Source organism: Pseudoflavonifractor capillosus, assembly GCF_016899775.1.
In the GTDB taxonomy this organism is placed as follows: Bacteria; Bacillota; Clostridia; order Oscillospirales; family Oscillospiraceae; genus Lawsonibacter.
This window is the reverse complement of record NZ_JACJJE010000045.1, coordinates 13,715-27,813: the sequence shown is the minus strand read 5'-3', so window position 1 is coordinate 27,813 and position 14,099 is coordinate 13,715. Positions and strand designations below refer to the sequence as shown.

Below are 14,099 nucleotides of genomic sequence, written 5' to 3'. Positions count from 1 at the left end.
GCCCCGGCCCCTTCTCCCCCCGGCAGACCATCCTCCGCCTGACGCTCCAGCTTCTGCTCGTGGCCGTCCTGCTGTGGCGGTTCTGGCTGGATATCTTGGCGGTGTGACAACAGAGCTAGTAAAACCAACAGGGACGGTCCATCTGGCCGTCCCTGTTCGTCTACGTTTATTCGTTTGTTCCGCCCGGCTCCGGCGGGGAGGGTGTCTTTTCCGGCGCCAAAGGGCCGGTCTTTCCCAGGTACTCCTCCGTACTCAGGGGCAGGCCCCGCTTTTTCAGGCCGCGGTTCACCAGGCGGCTGACCACGCTGTAAAACATGGCGAACACAGGCACGCCCAGCACCATGCCCACAAAGCCGAACAGTCCGCCGAACAGCAGCACCGCAAACAGCACCCAGAAGGAGGCCAGCCCCACCGAGCTGCCCAGAATCTTCGGGTGAAGGATGTTGCCGTCCAGCTGCTGCAGCACAAAAATGAAAATCACAAAATAGAGGCACTGCCGGGGGCTGACCAACAGAATCAGCAGTCCGCTGGGAATGGCCCCGATGAAGGGTCCAAAAAAGGGGATCACGTTGGTTACCCCGATGATCACCGCCAGCAGCATGGGGTAGGGAAACTGGAACACCGTGAAGCAGATCAGGCAGATCACGCCCACAATGAAAGAGTCCACCAGGGTCCCATTGATAAATCCGCTTAAAATCCGATAGGCGCTCCGGCTCTCCTCCACCAGCAGGTCGGCCGCCCGGGTGGGAAAGATGCTGTACAGGATCTTCTTGCTCTGGGCGGCGAAGACGTCCTTCCGGGCCAGCAGATATACCGACACAATGACCGCCACGATGATGTCCTTGAGCAGGTTAACCAGAGCCAGCACCACCGTGGACACGCCGGAGACCACCCCGGTGAGCTGAGGCAGCAGTTCCGAGCGCAGCCAAGCCAGGGTGCTGGAGGCCGACTCCAGGTTGGGGATCAGATCGGAGCTGAGCCACTGGTTCAGGGCGGCCCCCGCCGTACGGTAGTAGCTCAGCACCGCCTGCTGAATATCAGGGTTGTCGGCCAGGAAGGTGGTCAGCCACTGCTGGACGCTCTGAAAATAGCCAGGGAGGGCCTCAAACAGCCCCACAAGACTCCAGTAAAGCTGGGGCAGCACCATGGCCAGCAGCACATACAGCACCAGAAAGGCAAAGATCAGGCTCAGCAGGATGGAGATGGCGCTGAGGATGTTCTTTTTCTTGCCCCAGGGGTCCCGAATGCCCCGACACTGATCCGTCAGCACCGCCAGAATGCGCCGGTGGACCGGAAGCAGCAGAAAGGCCAACACAATGCCATAGCAGATGGGACGGAGAATATAGCCGATGGTCTCCAGCAGAGTGCGAATGGCGGAGAAGTGCTCCAGCAGAAAAAACAACAGGATAGCGGCCGCAATTACCGCAAAGGCGGTGACCCCCGCAGCCAGATAGGGTCCATATTTTCCTCGTCCCTTCAAAGGACTGTTCCTCCTCTACTCCTAAACCTCATCAGACTTTCAGCTCGGTCTCCTTCTCCCCCAGGACGTCCGCGTACTTCTCCAGCACCGGCTGCACCGCCTCGGTGAGGAACTCCTCCACCTGCTCGGGACAGCGGCCGATGTAGCGGCTGGGCTCCAGGTGGGCGGTCAGCTCCTCCTTCGTCATGCCGAAGGCCGGATCGGCGGCAATCAGGTCGATGAGGTTGTTGGACAGGCCCAGGTCCTTCACGTTCCGCCCCGCCTCCTGGGACAGGACGCGGATGCGCTCGTGGAGCTCCTGCCGGTCGCCGCCCCGGACCACCGCGTCCATCATGATGTTCTCGCTGGCCATGAAGGGCAGCTCCTCCAGCACGTGCTTCTCAATGACCTTGGGGTGGACCACCAGGCCGGAGGCCACGTTGCGGTAGATGTTCAGGATGGCGTCCACCGCCAGGAAGGCCTCGGGGACGGAGATGCGCTTGTTGGCGGAGTCATCCAAGGTGCGCTCAAACCACTGGGTGGCGGCGGTGACGGCGGGGTTGCCCGCGTCCACGATGACGTACCGGGCCAGGGAGCAGATGCGCTCGCAGCGCATGGGGTTGCGCTTATAGGGCATGGCGGAGGACCCGATCTGGTTCTTCTCAAAGGGCTCCTCCACCTCCTTCAGGTGGCACAGCAGGCGCATGTCGGTGGCAAACTTGCTGGCGGACTGGGCAATGCCGGACAGGACGGACAGGACGCTGTAGTCCATCTTCCGGGAGTAGGTCTGGCCGCTCACCGGCACCACGCCGTCAAAGCCCATCTCCTTGGCGATCTTCCGCTCCAGCTCCTTCACCTTCTCGTGGTCGCCGTTAAACAGCTCCAGGAAGGAGGCCTGGGTGCCGGTAGTCCCCTTGGAGCCCAGCAGCTTCAGGGTGGAGATGCGGTGCTCCACCTCCTCCAGGTCCAGCAGCAGGTCGTTCATCCACAGGGAGGCCCGCTTGCCCACGGTGACCAGCTGGGCTGCCTGGAAGTGGGTGAAGCCCAAGGTGGGCAGGGCCTTGTACTCCCGGGCGAACTTGGCCAGGGCGTCGAGCACCTGCACCAGCTTGTTGCGAACCAGGATCAGCCCCTCCCGCATGAGGATCACGTCGGTGTTGTCCCCCACGTAGCAGCTGGTGGCCCCCAGGTGGATGATGGGCATGGCCTTGGGGCACAGCTCCCCGTAGGTGTGCACGTGGGCCATTACGTCGTGGCGGAGCTTCTTCTCCCACGCTGCGGCCTTCTCGTAGTCAATGTCATAGATATGCGCCTCCAGCTCGTCCACTTGCTCCTGGGTCACCGGGAGGCCCAGCTCCATCTCCGCCCGGGCCAGGGCCACCCACAGCTTCCGCCAAGTGGAAAACTTCTTGTCCGCGGAGAACAGATAGAGCATCTCCTCGCTGGCGTAGCGGGAGGACAGGGGGCTTTCATAGGTATTGGTCGGCATCTTGCATCGTCCTTTTCTCTGGTTTTCCAAGGGTGAGGGTCTCCCCCCGCCCATATCAAGTCAGTTTATTATATCGTATTTGCGCCCGCTTTGCCACTGTTTCCTGAAATTTTATCCTCCGGCCCCAAACACAAAAGAGGCGGGGCGTGTCACCCCGTCTCTCCCATCTCCCCCACCGCCCGGGTCAGCCGGTCCAGCGCGGCCAGGATCTCCACCAGGATCTTGTTCTGATAGTCCAGCACCTGATTGAGCTCCCGCATCTGGCACCAGAGCGCCTCCCGCTCCCATTCCCGGGCCGTCTGCACCGGGAGGCTATGTACATACCGGTGCATGGTCATCTCCTCCGCCGCGGCCTGGATCTTGGCGATGGCCTCCTCAGGGTCGGTGCGGCGCGTCCCCGCGCCATCCCGGCGGTTTTGACAGGTATTTCCCACGGTGATCCCTCCTGTTCGGTTGTTCTTCTGTCCATCCTATGCCGGGGGGTTGACCGCCGTCCCAGAATATGCTATATTCTTTCTGTCTCAAATAAGACACTTTTAAAAAAGGGGGCGGAACCATGGCGGCGGAGATCACCCGGGAGGAGCTTCTGCTTCTAGAACGGTGCCCCTTTTTCCGGGGAGCGGACGAGGCTCTGCTCCGGCGGGTGCTGGCCCTCCCCGGCGTCACTGCCGAGGCATTTCCCGCCGGGGAGACTGTCTATCAGCCCCACCAGTTCCGCCGGTGCCTGGGCTTTCTCCTGGCCGGTCAGGTGCAGGTGACCAACGCCGCCCTGTCGGTGAGCGTGCTGGAGGCCGGGGATCTCTTTGGTGCGGCCGCCCTCTACAACGACCTGCCGGACTACGCCACCACCCTCACCGCCCGCACCAACTGCCGCATCCTGTTTCTGCCCCAGGAGGATGTGGACCGGCTTCTGGGAGAGGAACCCCTCCTCCGCCGGAACTACCTGCGCTACCTGTCTGGCCGCATCCGGTTCCTGTCCGGGCGGCTGGGGGCCCTGGCCCAGACCGGGGCAGAAGGCAAGCTGGCCCGGTATCTCCTCTCCAGCGGGGAGCCCTCAGTCCACGCCCCGGCCACCGATTTGGCCAAGCGGCTGGGCCTCAGCCGGGCCTCCCTCTACCGGGCCTTTGAGGCCCTGGAGTCGGCGGGCCTCATCCGCCGGGAGGGCAAAACGGTGTTCGTGCTGGACCGCGGGGGGCTGGAAGGGGTTTTGTGAGCGTTTTGCGCTTTGGGCGGGGGAGTTTCCGCCCACTTGCGCCCTATGGCCCTGCAGCCTCCGGGGCGGGCGGCCCAGTGTGCCGCCCCTACGGTGTATCTAGAAGCCGTCCCTTCTTTATCGTAGGGGCCGGACACTGGCCGGCCCGCAGATGTACGCGGCGCGTCCAGGAGGCCGCGCCCTACAGCCCAGCACCAGCTATCATCTGCTCAGCAAAGCCAGGCGCAGGTATGAAATCGCAGTCGCCATAATTTTTGCAAACCCAGGGCCCAGTGGCCCGGAAGAAACCGCGGAAAGCCACTCAGATTTTGCGCGCCGGAAATTTTCTACCGACTTGCAGGTACGCGTCCCCCGTAATGGGGGACCGGGGGTAAGCCGTCATTGGCGAACGAAGTTCGCCTCTGCGGCGTCCCCCGGCGATCCTTTGGGTACTTTCCCATCGCTGGGAAAGTACCTCGCCCCGCAGGGCGAAACCCTCCTGCAACAAACGAAAGGGCTCTATCACTGCCCCCTCATCCGCCCCCTTCGGGGGCACCTTCCCCCCGAGGGGAAGGCTTTAGAGAGATGGCGGCAAAATTCCCCCATCTGATCTCCATCAACAACTTCGGAAAGGAAGATTAAAATGAAACTGAAAAAGCAACTCTCTCTGCTCCTGTGCGGCGCCCTGATGGTATCTGCCCTGGCCGGCTGCGGAAACGGCGGCTCCAGCGCCTCCGGAAACGCCTCAGACCGTTCCGAGAGCGTCTCCAGCTCCCAGTCTGCCTCCGCCGGCACGGGGGATTCCAGCTCCGACTCCTATGTGTGTCCCGACCTCATGGTGCTCTCCGGCCCCACCGGCGTGGGGGCCGCCAAGCTGATGGCGGACAATGAAAACGTCACCGCCGAGGCCGTGGCCAACGGGGAGATAAATCCCTCCATCAGCTCCGCCGTGGTGGAGGCGGACAACCAAGTGGTGTCCTCCGCCCTCATCAACGGGGACGCGGACATCGCCGCCGTGGCCACCAATGTGGCGGCCACCCTGGTCAACAAGAACCCGGAGTCCATCCAGGTGCTGGCGGTGAACACCCTGGGTGTCCTCTACATTCTGGAGAAGGGGGACACCGTGACCTCCATGGCCGACCTGGCGGGCAAGACCGTGTACGCCACCGGCGAGGGAGCCAACCCGGAGTACGTTCTCAACTACCTGCTCACCGAGAACGGGGTGGACCCGGCCGACGTGGACATCCAGTGGATGACCGCCCAGGAGGTCACCGCCCAGATGGTGTCCTCGGAGGACGGCATCTGCATGCTCCCCGTCCCCGCCGCCACCGCCCTGATGATCCAGGACTCCGGCGTGCGGCAGGCCCTGTCCCTCACCGATGAGTGGTCCTCTGTCAGCGACGGCGAACTGGCCATGGGCTGCATCGTGGCCCGCACCGACTATATTGAGGAGAACCCCCTGGGGGTGGAGAACTTCCTGCGCGCCTATGAGGAATCCATCGAATATATGTCCAACCCGGACAACCTGGAGGAGGCCGCCGAGCTGGTGGCCCAATACGGCATCACCGCCAACGCCAACATCGCCAAGGCGGCCATCCCCCAGTGCAATCTGGTGTGTCTCACCGGGGACGAGATGAAGTCCGTGCTGGAGGCCTACTACCAGGTCCTCTTTGACGCGGACCCCACCTCCATCGGGGGCGCTCTCCCCGACGCCTCCTTCTACTATGGCGCGCAGTAAATTCCCAAAAAAGTTCATCGCCGCTCTGCTGCCCCCGGCCTTCTGGCTGGGGGCTTGGCAGCTTGGGGCTTTCCTGGTGGAGCTCCACGTGGAGGGCCGGGGCAACGAGCTGCTCCTCCCCTACCCGGCCACGGTGCTCTCCGCCCTGGTCCGGCTGGCCCAGGACCCGGCGTTCTGGGGGACCGCCCTTACCTCCCTGCTGCGAATCGCGGCGGGCATGGCGGCGGGGGTGGCCCTGGGGAGCGCTCTGGCCGCCCTCACCTGCGCCAGCTCCTGGTGCGAGCGGCTGCTCGCCCCGGTGATCCGCATTGTCCGGGCCACCCCGGTGGCCTCCTTCATCCTGCTGGTCCTCCTGTGGACCGGGCGGAATCAAGTTCCGGCGGTGATCTCCGGGCTGATGGTCCTGCCGGTGGTGTGGGAAAACCTGACCCAGGGCATCCGCTCCACCGACCGGCAGCTGCTGGAGCTCTCCCGGGCCTACCGGTTTTCCCGGGGAAAGACCGTCCGGCTGGTGTACCTCCCCAGCTTGAAGCCCTATCTGCTCTCCGCTGTCACCACCGCCATGGGGCTTGCCTGGAAGTCCGGGGTGGCCGCCGAGGTCCTCTGCCTCCCCCGGCCGGGCATCGGGACGGAAATCAACCACGCCAAGCAGGCCTTTGAGACGGCGGACCTGTTCGCCTGGACTGCGGTGGTCATCTGCCTGAGCCTGCTCATGGAGCGCTTCCTCACCCGGCTCATCCAGCGCAGAAGAGAGGGGGCGGCGGCATGATCCAAATTTCCAATCTGACCCTGGCCTACGGGGACAAGCTGGTGCTGGACCGCTTCTCCCTCGCCCTGCCGGACACGGGAGTAACAGTGCTGTCCGGCCCCTCCGGCTGCGGCAAGACCACCCTTATGCGGTGCATCGCCGGGCTGGAACAGCCCCGGAGCGGAACTATCTCCGGCATTGCTCCCAGCGAGACGGCCTTCCTCTTTCAGGAGGACCGGCTGTTCCCCTGGCGCACGGTGGAGCAGCACCTCACCGATGTGCTCCCCAAGTCCCGCCGGGGAGAGGCGGACCGCTGGCTGGCCCTGGCCGGTCTGGAGGCAGAAAAAACCGCCCTCCCCGCCGCCCTGTCGGGGGGCATGAAGCGGCGGCTGGCCCTGGTGCGGGCCCTGGCCCTGGGTGGGAAGCTCTACCTGCTGGACGAGCCCTTCACCGGGGTGGACGGGGACCGCATCAAGGCCCTGATGGCCGCCTTCAAGGAACTGGGCGCGCCGGTGGTCCTTTCCAGCCACGAGGGGCTGGTGCGTTCCCTGGCCAACCAGGTGATTAACCTGGACGGCCCGCCCCTGTGCCGCCTGCCCGGCCCATAATCGACACAAAAACGCCCCGCCGCTTGATTCGCGGCGGGGCGCAGCTTTTTACTGAGGCTTTCTTAACTCCAAGAGGCGAAACGAAGTTTCGCACAAAGTTCTTTTGGGGTTCGTTGCAAAAAGAGCCCATAAAAACGAGCGAGGTTTGGAGCCCGAAATGGTTTCCAAATCTCGCTCGTTGCTTTATTCTTAGTTTGTGAAACTATTCTTGACAAGGGCATAATGCCAAGTGAAAAGGTTTTAGATTTTCCAGTGGATTGTAACACTCTCACTGGTAGCGTCAATCTGTGATATGAGTATATCAACCACTTTACGCTTATCGTCAAAGCTCACGGACTCCCAATCATCAAGATAGCCCGTAATGCTATCAATCTGTGAAGCGGAAACAGAATTAGCGGTGAGGTCTGCGACCAGCCGGAGCTGTTTCTGCCGTTCCGCATCCAGTTCCTCAATGCGGGTGTTTGCGTATTGCAGGAGAAGCGGATTAGCGCCGGACAAAGTGTCCAGAAGTTTCTCGATCTCGCTTTCCGTCTTTGCAAGGGCAACACGGGCGGCGGTCAGCTTCGGATTATAGCTTTGTTCCTTGCCGCCTTTCAGCGTGTGGAATTTCCGCATCTTCTTAACCATCTCGCCGTAAACAAACGCCTCCATGCTTTGCGCGGTCAGCGTACCGGCTCCCTCGCAGCTCTTATTGTCTGCCCGTTGTTTGCATCGCAGGTAGGTGACACCATTTCTGGCGTTCAGACTTGCCAGGGCATAGCCGCAACGTCCACACTTGATTTTCCCGGCCAGCCATGTGTTATGGCATTTCCGGCCATTCTGGAATGTGGTGTTTTGTGAGAGCTTGCGCTGAACGGTCAGCCAGAGCTGGGAGGGGATGCGCCCCTGGTGGGGAGCAATCACGAGGATCGGCTCCTCGCCCTCGCGCCCTTGATAGAGATAACAGCTATTGTCCCCTGTGAACATTTCCGGGGGACTTTCGATTTTTACGCCCTGGGCCTTGAAGTATTCGTAGATGTCCATATCGGCCTGGACGTAGACAGGGTTTCTCAGCAGTTGAGCAATAAACCCGCGCTTTAGGGACTTGTCATAAACCTTGATGCCGTTCTCGGCAAAGTACCGGGATATGTCGCCGTAGGAATTGCCCGGCTCCGCATACATTTGATACATCAGCTCGGCAAAATCCATTTCCGCATTTTCTACCAGCTTCTTTGTCTTGATCCCGTCCATGACGATGGGCTCGGTATCAAAACCGTATGGCGTCCGCCCCCGCATATAGTAGCCTTTGGTACACCGGGAATAGAAAGCGTCCTGCACACGCATCTGGATGCTTTCGCGTTCAAGCTGGGCAAAAACAATGCAGATATTGAGCATCGCTCGGCCCATCGGTGTGGAAGTGTCAAACTTTTCTGTGCAGGACACAAACTCCACATCGTACTGCTTGAACAGTTCCATGAGCTTTGCGAAGTCCACGATGGAACGGCTAATCCGATCCAGCTTGTAGACGATCACCCGCTTAATCAAGCCCAGCTTGATGTCCTGCAGAAGCCGCTGGAAGTCGGGGCGCTCAATGTTCTTGCCGGAGTAACCTTTATCTTTGTATTCCTTACCCTCACCGCCTTTAAGCTCATAGCGGCAAAATTCAAACTGACTTTCAATGCTGATACTGTCTTTTTTGTCAATCGACTGCCGCCCGTAAATTGCATCTATTCTACTATCCATAATTAGCTCCCTTCCGTTAAACGGGAGCCAACCTACAATTATATTGTACCTCTGCCGCCCCCTTACTACAAGGATGACTCTGGCCTACCCCCGCCCGGCATATTTGCGGAACACGTCAAACAGCCGCCGCTCAATCTCGCGGTTACGCTTGTCCTGTTCCTGCGGGGAAAAAACGGGGGTGAGATTTTTGACGGTGATCGTGCGATCTCCGAGTACAGCAGTTTTGATTTCACTTTCATATTTGACCTGTGCCTGCATAAAATCCCTCCCATACAATCAAAGAATGTCTTGAAACATGGCAAAGGCCAGCACCGGGAAAGTGCTGGCCTTTGGCCGGATATGTACCTCTGGACAAAGTGTCCAGAACTTAGTAGGGGCTCCGCTCGTAGTAAGCCTCGGCCTCCTGCAAAGTGGTATAGTCGAACACCTCGTAAAGCTCGACCATCACCTGTTCAATGTCGGACGGCTTAAAGCCGCACCGCTCCATCGCGGCGATGACGTACCCCCGGCAGGCATCGTTGCTCCACGGCTGGGAGAGCAAGGCCGCCAGTTCTGGATCATAGTTCATAGAGCGTTCCCCTCTTTCTTGATAAATTAGGGAGTGCCGCGCCCGTTTCCTTGACCTGTCCAAAGACAACCATACTCAGCGCGGCATCCCCGCACAACGGGGAACGGCGGCCCGGAGGGACAGGCGGCCAGCCTGTCCAATGGCGGATCGTGGCCGTGGGTTGGCCCGGCCCACCTGCGGCGCTGGTGTTTGTCGCTCGTTCTCCGTGGAGAGAAGTCACCGCGCACCCGCCGCCTGGCTCCCCGCGTTACACTCAGGGCCGCCGCCGTTCCGTTGCGGAGAGGTTATATTTCCCTCTCTACTAACCAAGACATTTTTGCATCAATTCCAAGTGGGGAAACAGCAAAAATTAAAAAGTTTTTTTCATGCGTTCCAGGCCCCGCTTGATAGACTGGCGGACGGACTCCTCATGTACCCCATCGGCCTCGGCAATCTCTTTGATGCTTATGCCAAGAATGATGTGAGCGTCAATCCGGCGGCCCTGGATCTCCGGCAGGGAGTTGAGGGCGTTCCACAGACGGATGAACAGCTCCATGCGCTCCAGAAGCTCCTGGGGAGTGGGCTCATGCAGGCAGGCGGAGTATTCGATCCCGTCCTCACAATCCAGGGAATACTGCGCCTTGTGCCGGGTAAGCCGCCGCTGGTAGGCAGCCTCATACAGCTTGTCGGCCCGCAGCTCGGCGGCCACTTCATCGGAAACTTCGATATATTCATCATGGGTGTGCCAAGAGTAAAAGTCCTTCAGATTGATAGTAGTCATTATATTTTCCTCCGTTCAGATTTTTGTTGTGGGTGGACGATCTGAACGGGGGATGGCGGGGATCGGCAGCCGGGGCCGCCCCTGCCTACCTCGGGACAACTTGTCCCAAGGTGGGTATAGAAAAACGCGCTCGCATGGCGTGATGCCACACAAGCGCGTGAAATGACATTATTCTTAATGTACTGGCAAATTTCGCGTCCAATGCCGGACTTGCCCGGAGGGGGAGCTACGCTTTTTTTAGCTGGTGAAGATCATGCGTACTATGAAAAAGCAAAATGAACACGACGATCCCTCCTCGGAAACCGCCGTGTTCCTCATAAAGTCGTCGTATAACGCGGCGGCTTTAATTGACAGCCGCCGAAAACAAAAGAGCCGATAATCCGCGCCTGAGGGCTAACGGGTTATCGGCTCTGCGTCTGTGCGTCTGGCTCTGTGATAACTAAAATCTTAAATTTTTCTACGCTGATTAAAGTTTCTTGTTTGCATTTAGGACAAAACAAAGGAAAGTTTTTCAGCTCAGTATCTAACCGCAGCTTGATACGAGTTTTACTGTTACAGACAGGACATAGCAGCCACTCGAAGCTATCCATATCGTTCATTTCAAATTTCCCTGAGCGTCCAAACTTTTTGAGCTGTGATAACAGAACCAATCGCAATTATCATAGCCAATAGGAAGAACGAAAACTGTATTCCACTTATTGCCACTGTGTAAACATCGAAGAATTTTAATGGCGTTAAGCAGTACAGCATTGGAGCTTCAAGATATTCGGCGGTGATGCTGATGCCATAAAAGAGCAATAATATTCCCGCGCCTATCCGAACAGCCCCTTTATAGGTTCTCGTCAGGCTGGAGGCCAGAAGCGTGATTGCAAACAAAGTCAACCCTGTCAAAAACAGGCCCAATGTGGTGGTAAAAGCAGCGTTTCTTTGCTCTAAACCGCCTAGCGGTAAAATGGCGGTAAAATAATTACATAACCCGCTGAATACCGCAAGTGCAAGCAAATTACATACACAGGCAACTGCTTTGGCACAGACAACCTTGTTGCGACCCACTGGTTTTGTAAATAGATATTCTGCCGTTCCCTGCGCCTGTTCTTTCGCTACACACGAAACACCGAGATAGACCGCATAGCTGTTGGTTAGCATCGTGACCCAATAATACATACAGCCATACCAGCCCAAAGCAGAAGTCAGATCACCGCTCACACCAAACATAGCTTTCAGAATTTTCGGAAAATTCGATATTAGCCCTGTCAGCTCATTGAGGCTTTCCTTTAGTGACAAATACTCAAAGTAAGCGAAGCCACACAAAATCAAGACAATTCCCATCCAGATCAGCAGTAGTTTTCTTGTTAAGCGCAGCTCGTTTTTCACTAACGCCTTCATTCGTTTCCTCCTTTACACAGCCAACGCAATATCCCGCTTCAAGATTTTCCAGTATGCCAGCAGCGCAAACCCAAACAGCAGGAGCAGATACCAGAGCATATAGTCCCATGAATAAGTTCCAGCATTGTGGATTTCCGCTGGACTGAAAAAAGAAAACGGCGATAAAAAGCCGATTGCCCGGATATTGACAGTCCTCGAAAAAGAAGTGATACAATATTCCACAAACACAACCAATCCGGCTGTCAGAAGTGGGGAACGATTATTGGGGTGAAATATTCCAACCATCAGTCCCAATAGTGCAAAAAAGAGGGAGATGAGAATAAACGAACCTGCCACCAAGAAAAATTCCCCGATGGGAAATCCGAAACGGAACAGAGTCATCGTTAGAAATGAAGTCGCCAGATAAAAAATCCCTGTTACACATATTCCGGCAAGCGCACATAGCAGCTTTCCCATATAAATCTGTTTCCGTCCACAAGGCTTTGTGTATAAGTATTCAGCCGTATTTCCCGTACACTCTTCTGTATGTAACGACAGCCCCAAGTGCATCCCGAAAATCCCCCCTGCAACCATAAAAAAGCCTGTGAGGAACGAGTACATACCAAGTGGCTCCATCAATAGCTCCAGAGAAATACCAACCGTTTCAAAAAAGCCTCCCTGTGTAAATTCCACAGGCAAAGTTTCCACCGTTTCAATCATGCCATAATACACTGGCGTCATGGAGAAGATACAGACCGCAAGAGTTGCGGCCCAAATCAGAATATATTTTCGTTTTCGTTTCCATTCAAATCGAAAAATCAACATAACGACCTCCTATTCGTAGTAGTGGAGGAATACTTCTTCCAATGACGGTTCCTCAATTAAAATATCCTCCAGCTCCAGCCGATGAAGCTGGTTCATAATCATCATAACTGGTCCGCTGAACATAAAGGATACAGAAGTCTTGCTCTTGTCCCACTCTAAATTAGCCGTACCGGGAACAGAAAAGAAATCCTCTGGAATGGCGCTTTTTGCTGTCAGCGAGATTTTCTTGTATCCGTTTTCCCGCAGTTCCTTCATGGATTGAACACTGATCAGCTTCCCCTCCCGCAGAATGGCTACACGGTCACAAAGTCTTTGCACCTCACTCAAAACGTGGGAGGACAGAAAAATGGTCACACCTCGTTTGTTTTCTTCTTTCAGAATATCATAGAAAGCCTGCTGGATGAGCGGGTCAAGGCCACTGGTAGGCTCGTCCATAATCAGCAACTTCGGAGAGGGTAACAGAGCCGACACAATGCCAACTTTTTTCTTGTTCCCTAAAGACAAATCGCCAATTCGCCTGGATAAGTCTAAATTCAACCGCTCCGCTAATTCTTCCATCCGGCTGTGGGCATTCACACCATAGAGTTCTGCTGTGTAGAAAAGCATTTCTTTTACTTTCATATTGTTGTAGTAACAGTTTTCGCTGGGAAGATACCCCACATCCTTTGCGATACGGGCGGGCTCCCGACTACAATCTAACCCAAAGATAGAGGCTCCTCCGTTGGAGGGTTTCAGCAGGCCCATTAGAGTACGGATTGTGGTAGATTTTCCTGCTCCATTGGGGCCAATAAAGCCGAAAACCTCGCCTTGTTCAACAGTAAAGCTAATGTTTTCAATTCCTCGATGTTTTCCATAGCTTTTTGTAAGTTCGTTTAGGACAATTACCGGCTTGCTCATGGCAAATATTCCTCCTTGTAAAAGTTGTGTTTCAACATATCTAGGATGTTTCGAAACTCTTTCATCATGCTGTCATAATCCACTCCACTTTCCAACTGAACGGACATACCCTTTGCAAGCATCATAAGCATCTGAAACACTAATTCTGCATCCTCCGGGTGTCTGAATTTTTTATAATCCCGCTCATGCAGAACAAGCGATGCGATATATTTTTCATTTGCTTCTGAAAATATGGCACTTTTCAATTCAGGCGTTGGTTCCACTGCCACACTTGCAATAAACGACGCAATATGCGGGTGCTTTTTTAAGATTTCCACTTTCATAACGCTGGCTTCCCATACACGGTCAAAGAAATCCGTAGTTTCCTCCAATGCACTCGTGTTATAGGCTTGCTTCATTTGGGCAGCGCAGTAATCAAATAAATACTGGTAAAGTGTCTGCTTATTTCCAAAATACTGGAATATAGACGCCTTTGAGATACCTGCCGCTACCGCAATATCATTGATTGACGTTTTTTCATATCCATGTCTTGCGAAACAGGCAAGCGCCGCATTACGGATTGTTGCCTGTTTCTCCTGTGAAAGCGCTAATAATTTTTCCATTACTATTCTGCTCCTTCAAATAACCGAATCGGTTATTTGTATACAGTGTAACATAAATAACCGAATCGGTCAAGACGTTTTGCGCTATTTTGAGAGGAGCGCACAAATGGCAAGCAATTCGGGTGT

Annotated in this window: 16 protein-coding genes; 4 read left to right on the top strand and 12 right to left on the bottom strand. The window is 56.4% G+C overall.

Annotated elements, in window-relative coordinates; translation table 11 throughout:
* Window positions 1-166: 166 nt before the first annotated feature.
* The 3 genes from H6B31_RS12645 to H6B31_RS12635 all read right to left on the bottom strand — a co-directional run bounded on the left by H6B31_RS12645 (window position 167) and on the right by H6B31_RS12635 (window position 3,382).
* A complete protein-coding gene (locus H6B31_RS12645; protein WP_204898849.1) occupies window positions 167-1,480 on the bottom strand; it encodes an AI-2E family transporter in 1,314 nt (437 codons plus the stop codon).
* Window positions 1,481-1,511: 31 nt separating this feature from the next.
* Window positions 1,512-2,948, bottom strand: a complete 1,437-nt coding sequence (gene purB, locus H6B31_RS12640) for an adenylosuccinate lyase (RefSeq protein ID WP_204898848.1) — start codon at window positions 2,946-2,948, stop codon at window positions 1,512-1,514.
* A 149-nt stretch (window positions 2,949-3,097) separates the two neighbouring features.
* Window positions 3,098-3,382 (bottom strand): hypothetical protein, encoded by a 285-nt coding sequence (locus tag H6B31_RS12635; RefSeq protein ID WP_204898847.1) that lies wholly within the window; start codon window positions 3,380-3,382, stop codon window positions 3,098-3,100.
* A 122-nt stretch (window positions 3,383-3,504) separates the two neighbouring features.
* Here H6B31_RS12635 and H6B31_RS12630 point away from each other — a divergent pair, with 122 nt between their 5' ends.
* From H6B31_RS12630 to H6B31_RS12615, 4 genes are all read left to right on the top strand, one after another.
* A complete protein-coding gene (locus tag H6B31_RS12630) occupies window positions 3,505-4,161 on the top strand; it encodes a Crp/Fnr family transcriptional regulator (RefSeq protein WP_204898846.1) in 657 nt (218 codons plus the stop codon).
* A 622-nt stretch (window positions 4,162-4,783) separates the two neighbouring features.
* Window positions 4,784-5,878: an ABC transporter substrate-binding protein gene (locus H6B31_RS12625; RefSeq protein WP_204898845.1), complete on the top strand. Its 1,095-nt coding sequence runs from the start codon at window positions 4,784-4,786 to the stop codon at window positions 5,876-5,878.
* Window positions 5,865-6,647, top strand: a complete 783-nt coding sequence (locus tag H6B31_RS12620) for an ABC transporter permease (RefSeq protein WP_204898844.1) — start codon at window positions 5,865-5,867, stop codon at window positions 6,645-6,647. The genes H6B31_RS12625 and H6B31_RS12620 overlap by 14 nt, the downstream gene beginning before the upstream one ends.
* Window positions 6,644-7,234, top strand: coding sequence for an ATP-binding cassette domain-containing protein (locus H6B31_RS12615; protein WP_204898843.1), 591 nt, complete (start codon window positions 6,644-6,646; stop codon window positions 7,232-7,234). The genes H6B31_RS12620 and H6B31_RS12615 overlap by 4 nt, the downstream gene beginning before the upstream one ends.
* Window positions 7,235-7,474: 240 nt before the next feature.
* Here H6B31_RS12615 and H6B31_RS12610 read toward each other — a convergent pair whose 3' ends face one another.
* The 9 genes from H6B31_RS12610 to H6B31_RS12570 form a co-directional block, all read right to left on the bottom strand.
* Entirely contained in the window at window positions 7,475-8,956 is a 1,482-nt protein-coding gene (locus H6B31_RS12610) for a recombinase family protein (RefSeq protein ID WP_204898842.1), read from the bottom strand.
* Between the two features lie 84 nt (window positions 8,957-9,040).
* Complete coding sequence (locus H6B31_RS12605) at window positions 9,041-9,214, bottom strand: hypothetical protein (protein ID WP_022200308.1); 174 nt, start codon at window positions 9,212-9,214, stop codon at window positions 9,041-9,043.
* 109 nt (window positions 9,215-9,323) lie between these two features.
* Window positions 9,324-9,497, bottom strand: a complete 174-nt coding sequence (locus H6B31_RS12600; RefSeq protein WP_430691905.1) for a hypothetical protein — start codon at window positions 9,495-9,497, stop codon at window positions 9,324-9,326.
* A 376-nt stretch (window positions 9,498-9,873) separates the two neighbouring features.
* A complete protein-coding gene (locus tag H6B31_RS12595) occupies window positions 9,874-10,284 on the bottom strand; it encodes a sigma-70 family RNA polymerase sigma factor (RefSeq protein WP_204898841.1) in 411 nt (136 codons plus the stop codon).
* A gap of 401 nt (window positions 10,285-10,685) precedes the next feature.
* Window positions 10,686-10,874 carry a cysteine-rich KTR domain-containing protein gene (locus H6B31_RS12590; protein WP_117508171.1) on the bottom strand — a complete coding sequence of 63 codons (189 nt, stop codon included), beginning with the start codon at window positions 10,872-10,874 and terminating at the stop codon, window positions 10,686-10,688.
* 10 nt (window positions 10,875-10,884) lie between these two features.
* Window positions 10,885-11,670 carry an ABC transporter permease subunit gene (locus tag H6B31_RS12585; protein ID WP_015574138.1) on the bottom strand — a complete coding sequence of 262 codons (786 nt, stop codon included), beginning with the start codon at window positions 11,668-11,670 and terminating at the stop codon, window positions 10,885-10,887.
* Between the two features lie 12 nt (window positions 11,671-11,682).
* Complete coding sequence (locus tag H6B31_RS12580; protein WP_015544018.1) at window positions 11,683-12,474, bottom strand: ABC transporter permease subunit; 792 nt, start codon at window positions 12,472-12,474, stop codon at window positions 11,683-11,685.
* Window positions 12,475-12,483: 9 nt separating this feature from the next.
* Entirely contained in the window at window positions 12,484-13,371 is an 888-nt protein-coding gene (locus H6B31_RS12575) for an ABC transporter ATP-binding protein (RefSeq protein ID WP_015574139.1), read from the bottom strand.
* The gene (locus H6B31_RS12570) at window positions 13,368-13,973 is read right to left on the bottom strand and encodes a TetR/AcrR family transcriptional regulator (RefSeq protein ID WP_087384499.1); all 606 of its coding nucleotides are present in this window, start codon (window positions 13,971-13,973) and stop codon (window positions 13,368-13,370) included. The genes H6B31_RS12575 and H6B31_RS12570 overlap by 4 nt, the downstream gene beginning before the upstream one ends.
* Window positions 13,974-14,099 lie beyond the last annotated feature (126 nt).

What these genes read in the sequence shown, in the direction of transcription:
- H6B31_RS12585 (WP_015574138.1), bottom strand. Translation starts at nt 11,670, where the DNA reads ATGAAGGCGTTAGTGAAAAACGAGCTGCGCTTAACAAGAAAACTACTG.
- H6B31_RS12625 (WP_204898845.1), top strand. Translation starts at nt 4,784, where the DNA reads ATGAAACTGAAAAAGCAACTCTCTCTGCTCCTGTGCGGCGCCCTGATG.
- purB (WP_204898848.1), bottom strand. Translation starts at nt 2,948, where the DNA reads ATGCCGACCAATACCTATGAAAGCCCCCTGTCCTCCCGCTACGCCAGC.
- H6B31_RS12620 (WP_204898844.1), top strand. Translation starts at nt 5,865, where the DNA reads ATGGCGCGCAGTAAATTCCCAAAAAAGTTCATCGCCGCTCTGCTGCCC.
- H6B31_RS12590 (WP_117508171.1), bottom strand. Translation starts at nt 10,874, where the DNA reads ATGGATAGCTTCGAGTGGCTGCTATGTCCTGTCTGTAACAGTAAAACT.
- H6B31_RS12580 (WP_015544018.1), bottom strand. Translation starts at nt 12,474, where the DNA reads ATGTTGATTTTTCGATTTGAATGGAAACGAAAACGAAAATATATTCTG.
- H6B31_RS12605 (WP_022200308.1), bottom strand. Translation starts at nt 9,214, where the DNA reads ATGCAGGCACAGGTCAAATATGAAAGTGAAATCAAAACTGCTGTACTC.
- H6B31_RS12570 (WP_087384499.1), bottom strand. Translation starts at nt 13,973, where the DNA reads ATGGAAAAATTATTAGCGCTTTCACAGGAGAAACAGGCAACAATCCGT.
- H6B31_RS12615 (WP_204898843.1), top strand. Translation starts at nt 6,644, where the DNA reads ATGATCCAAATTTCCAATCTGACCCTGGCCTACGGGGACAAGCTGGTG.
- H6B31_RS12575 (WP_015574139.1), bottom strand. Translation starts at nt 13,371, where the DNA reads ATGAGCAAGCCGGTAATTGTCCTAAACGAACTTACAAAAAGCTATGGA.
- H6B31_RS12595 (WP_204898841.1), bottom strand. Translation starts at nt 10,284, where the DNA reads ATGACTACTATCAATCTGAAGGACTTTTACTCTTGGCACACCCATGAT.
- H6B31_RS12610 (WP_204898842.1), bottom strand. Translation starts at nt 8,956, where the DNA reads ATGGATAGTAGAATAGATGCAATTTACGGGCGGCAGTCGATTGACAAA.
- H6B31_RS12630 (WP_204898846.1), top strand. Translation starts at nt 3,505, where the DNA reads ATGGCGGCGGAGATCACCCGGGAGGAGCTTCTGCTTCTAGAACGGTGC.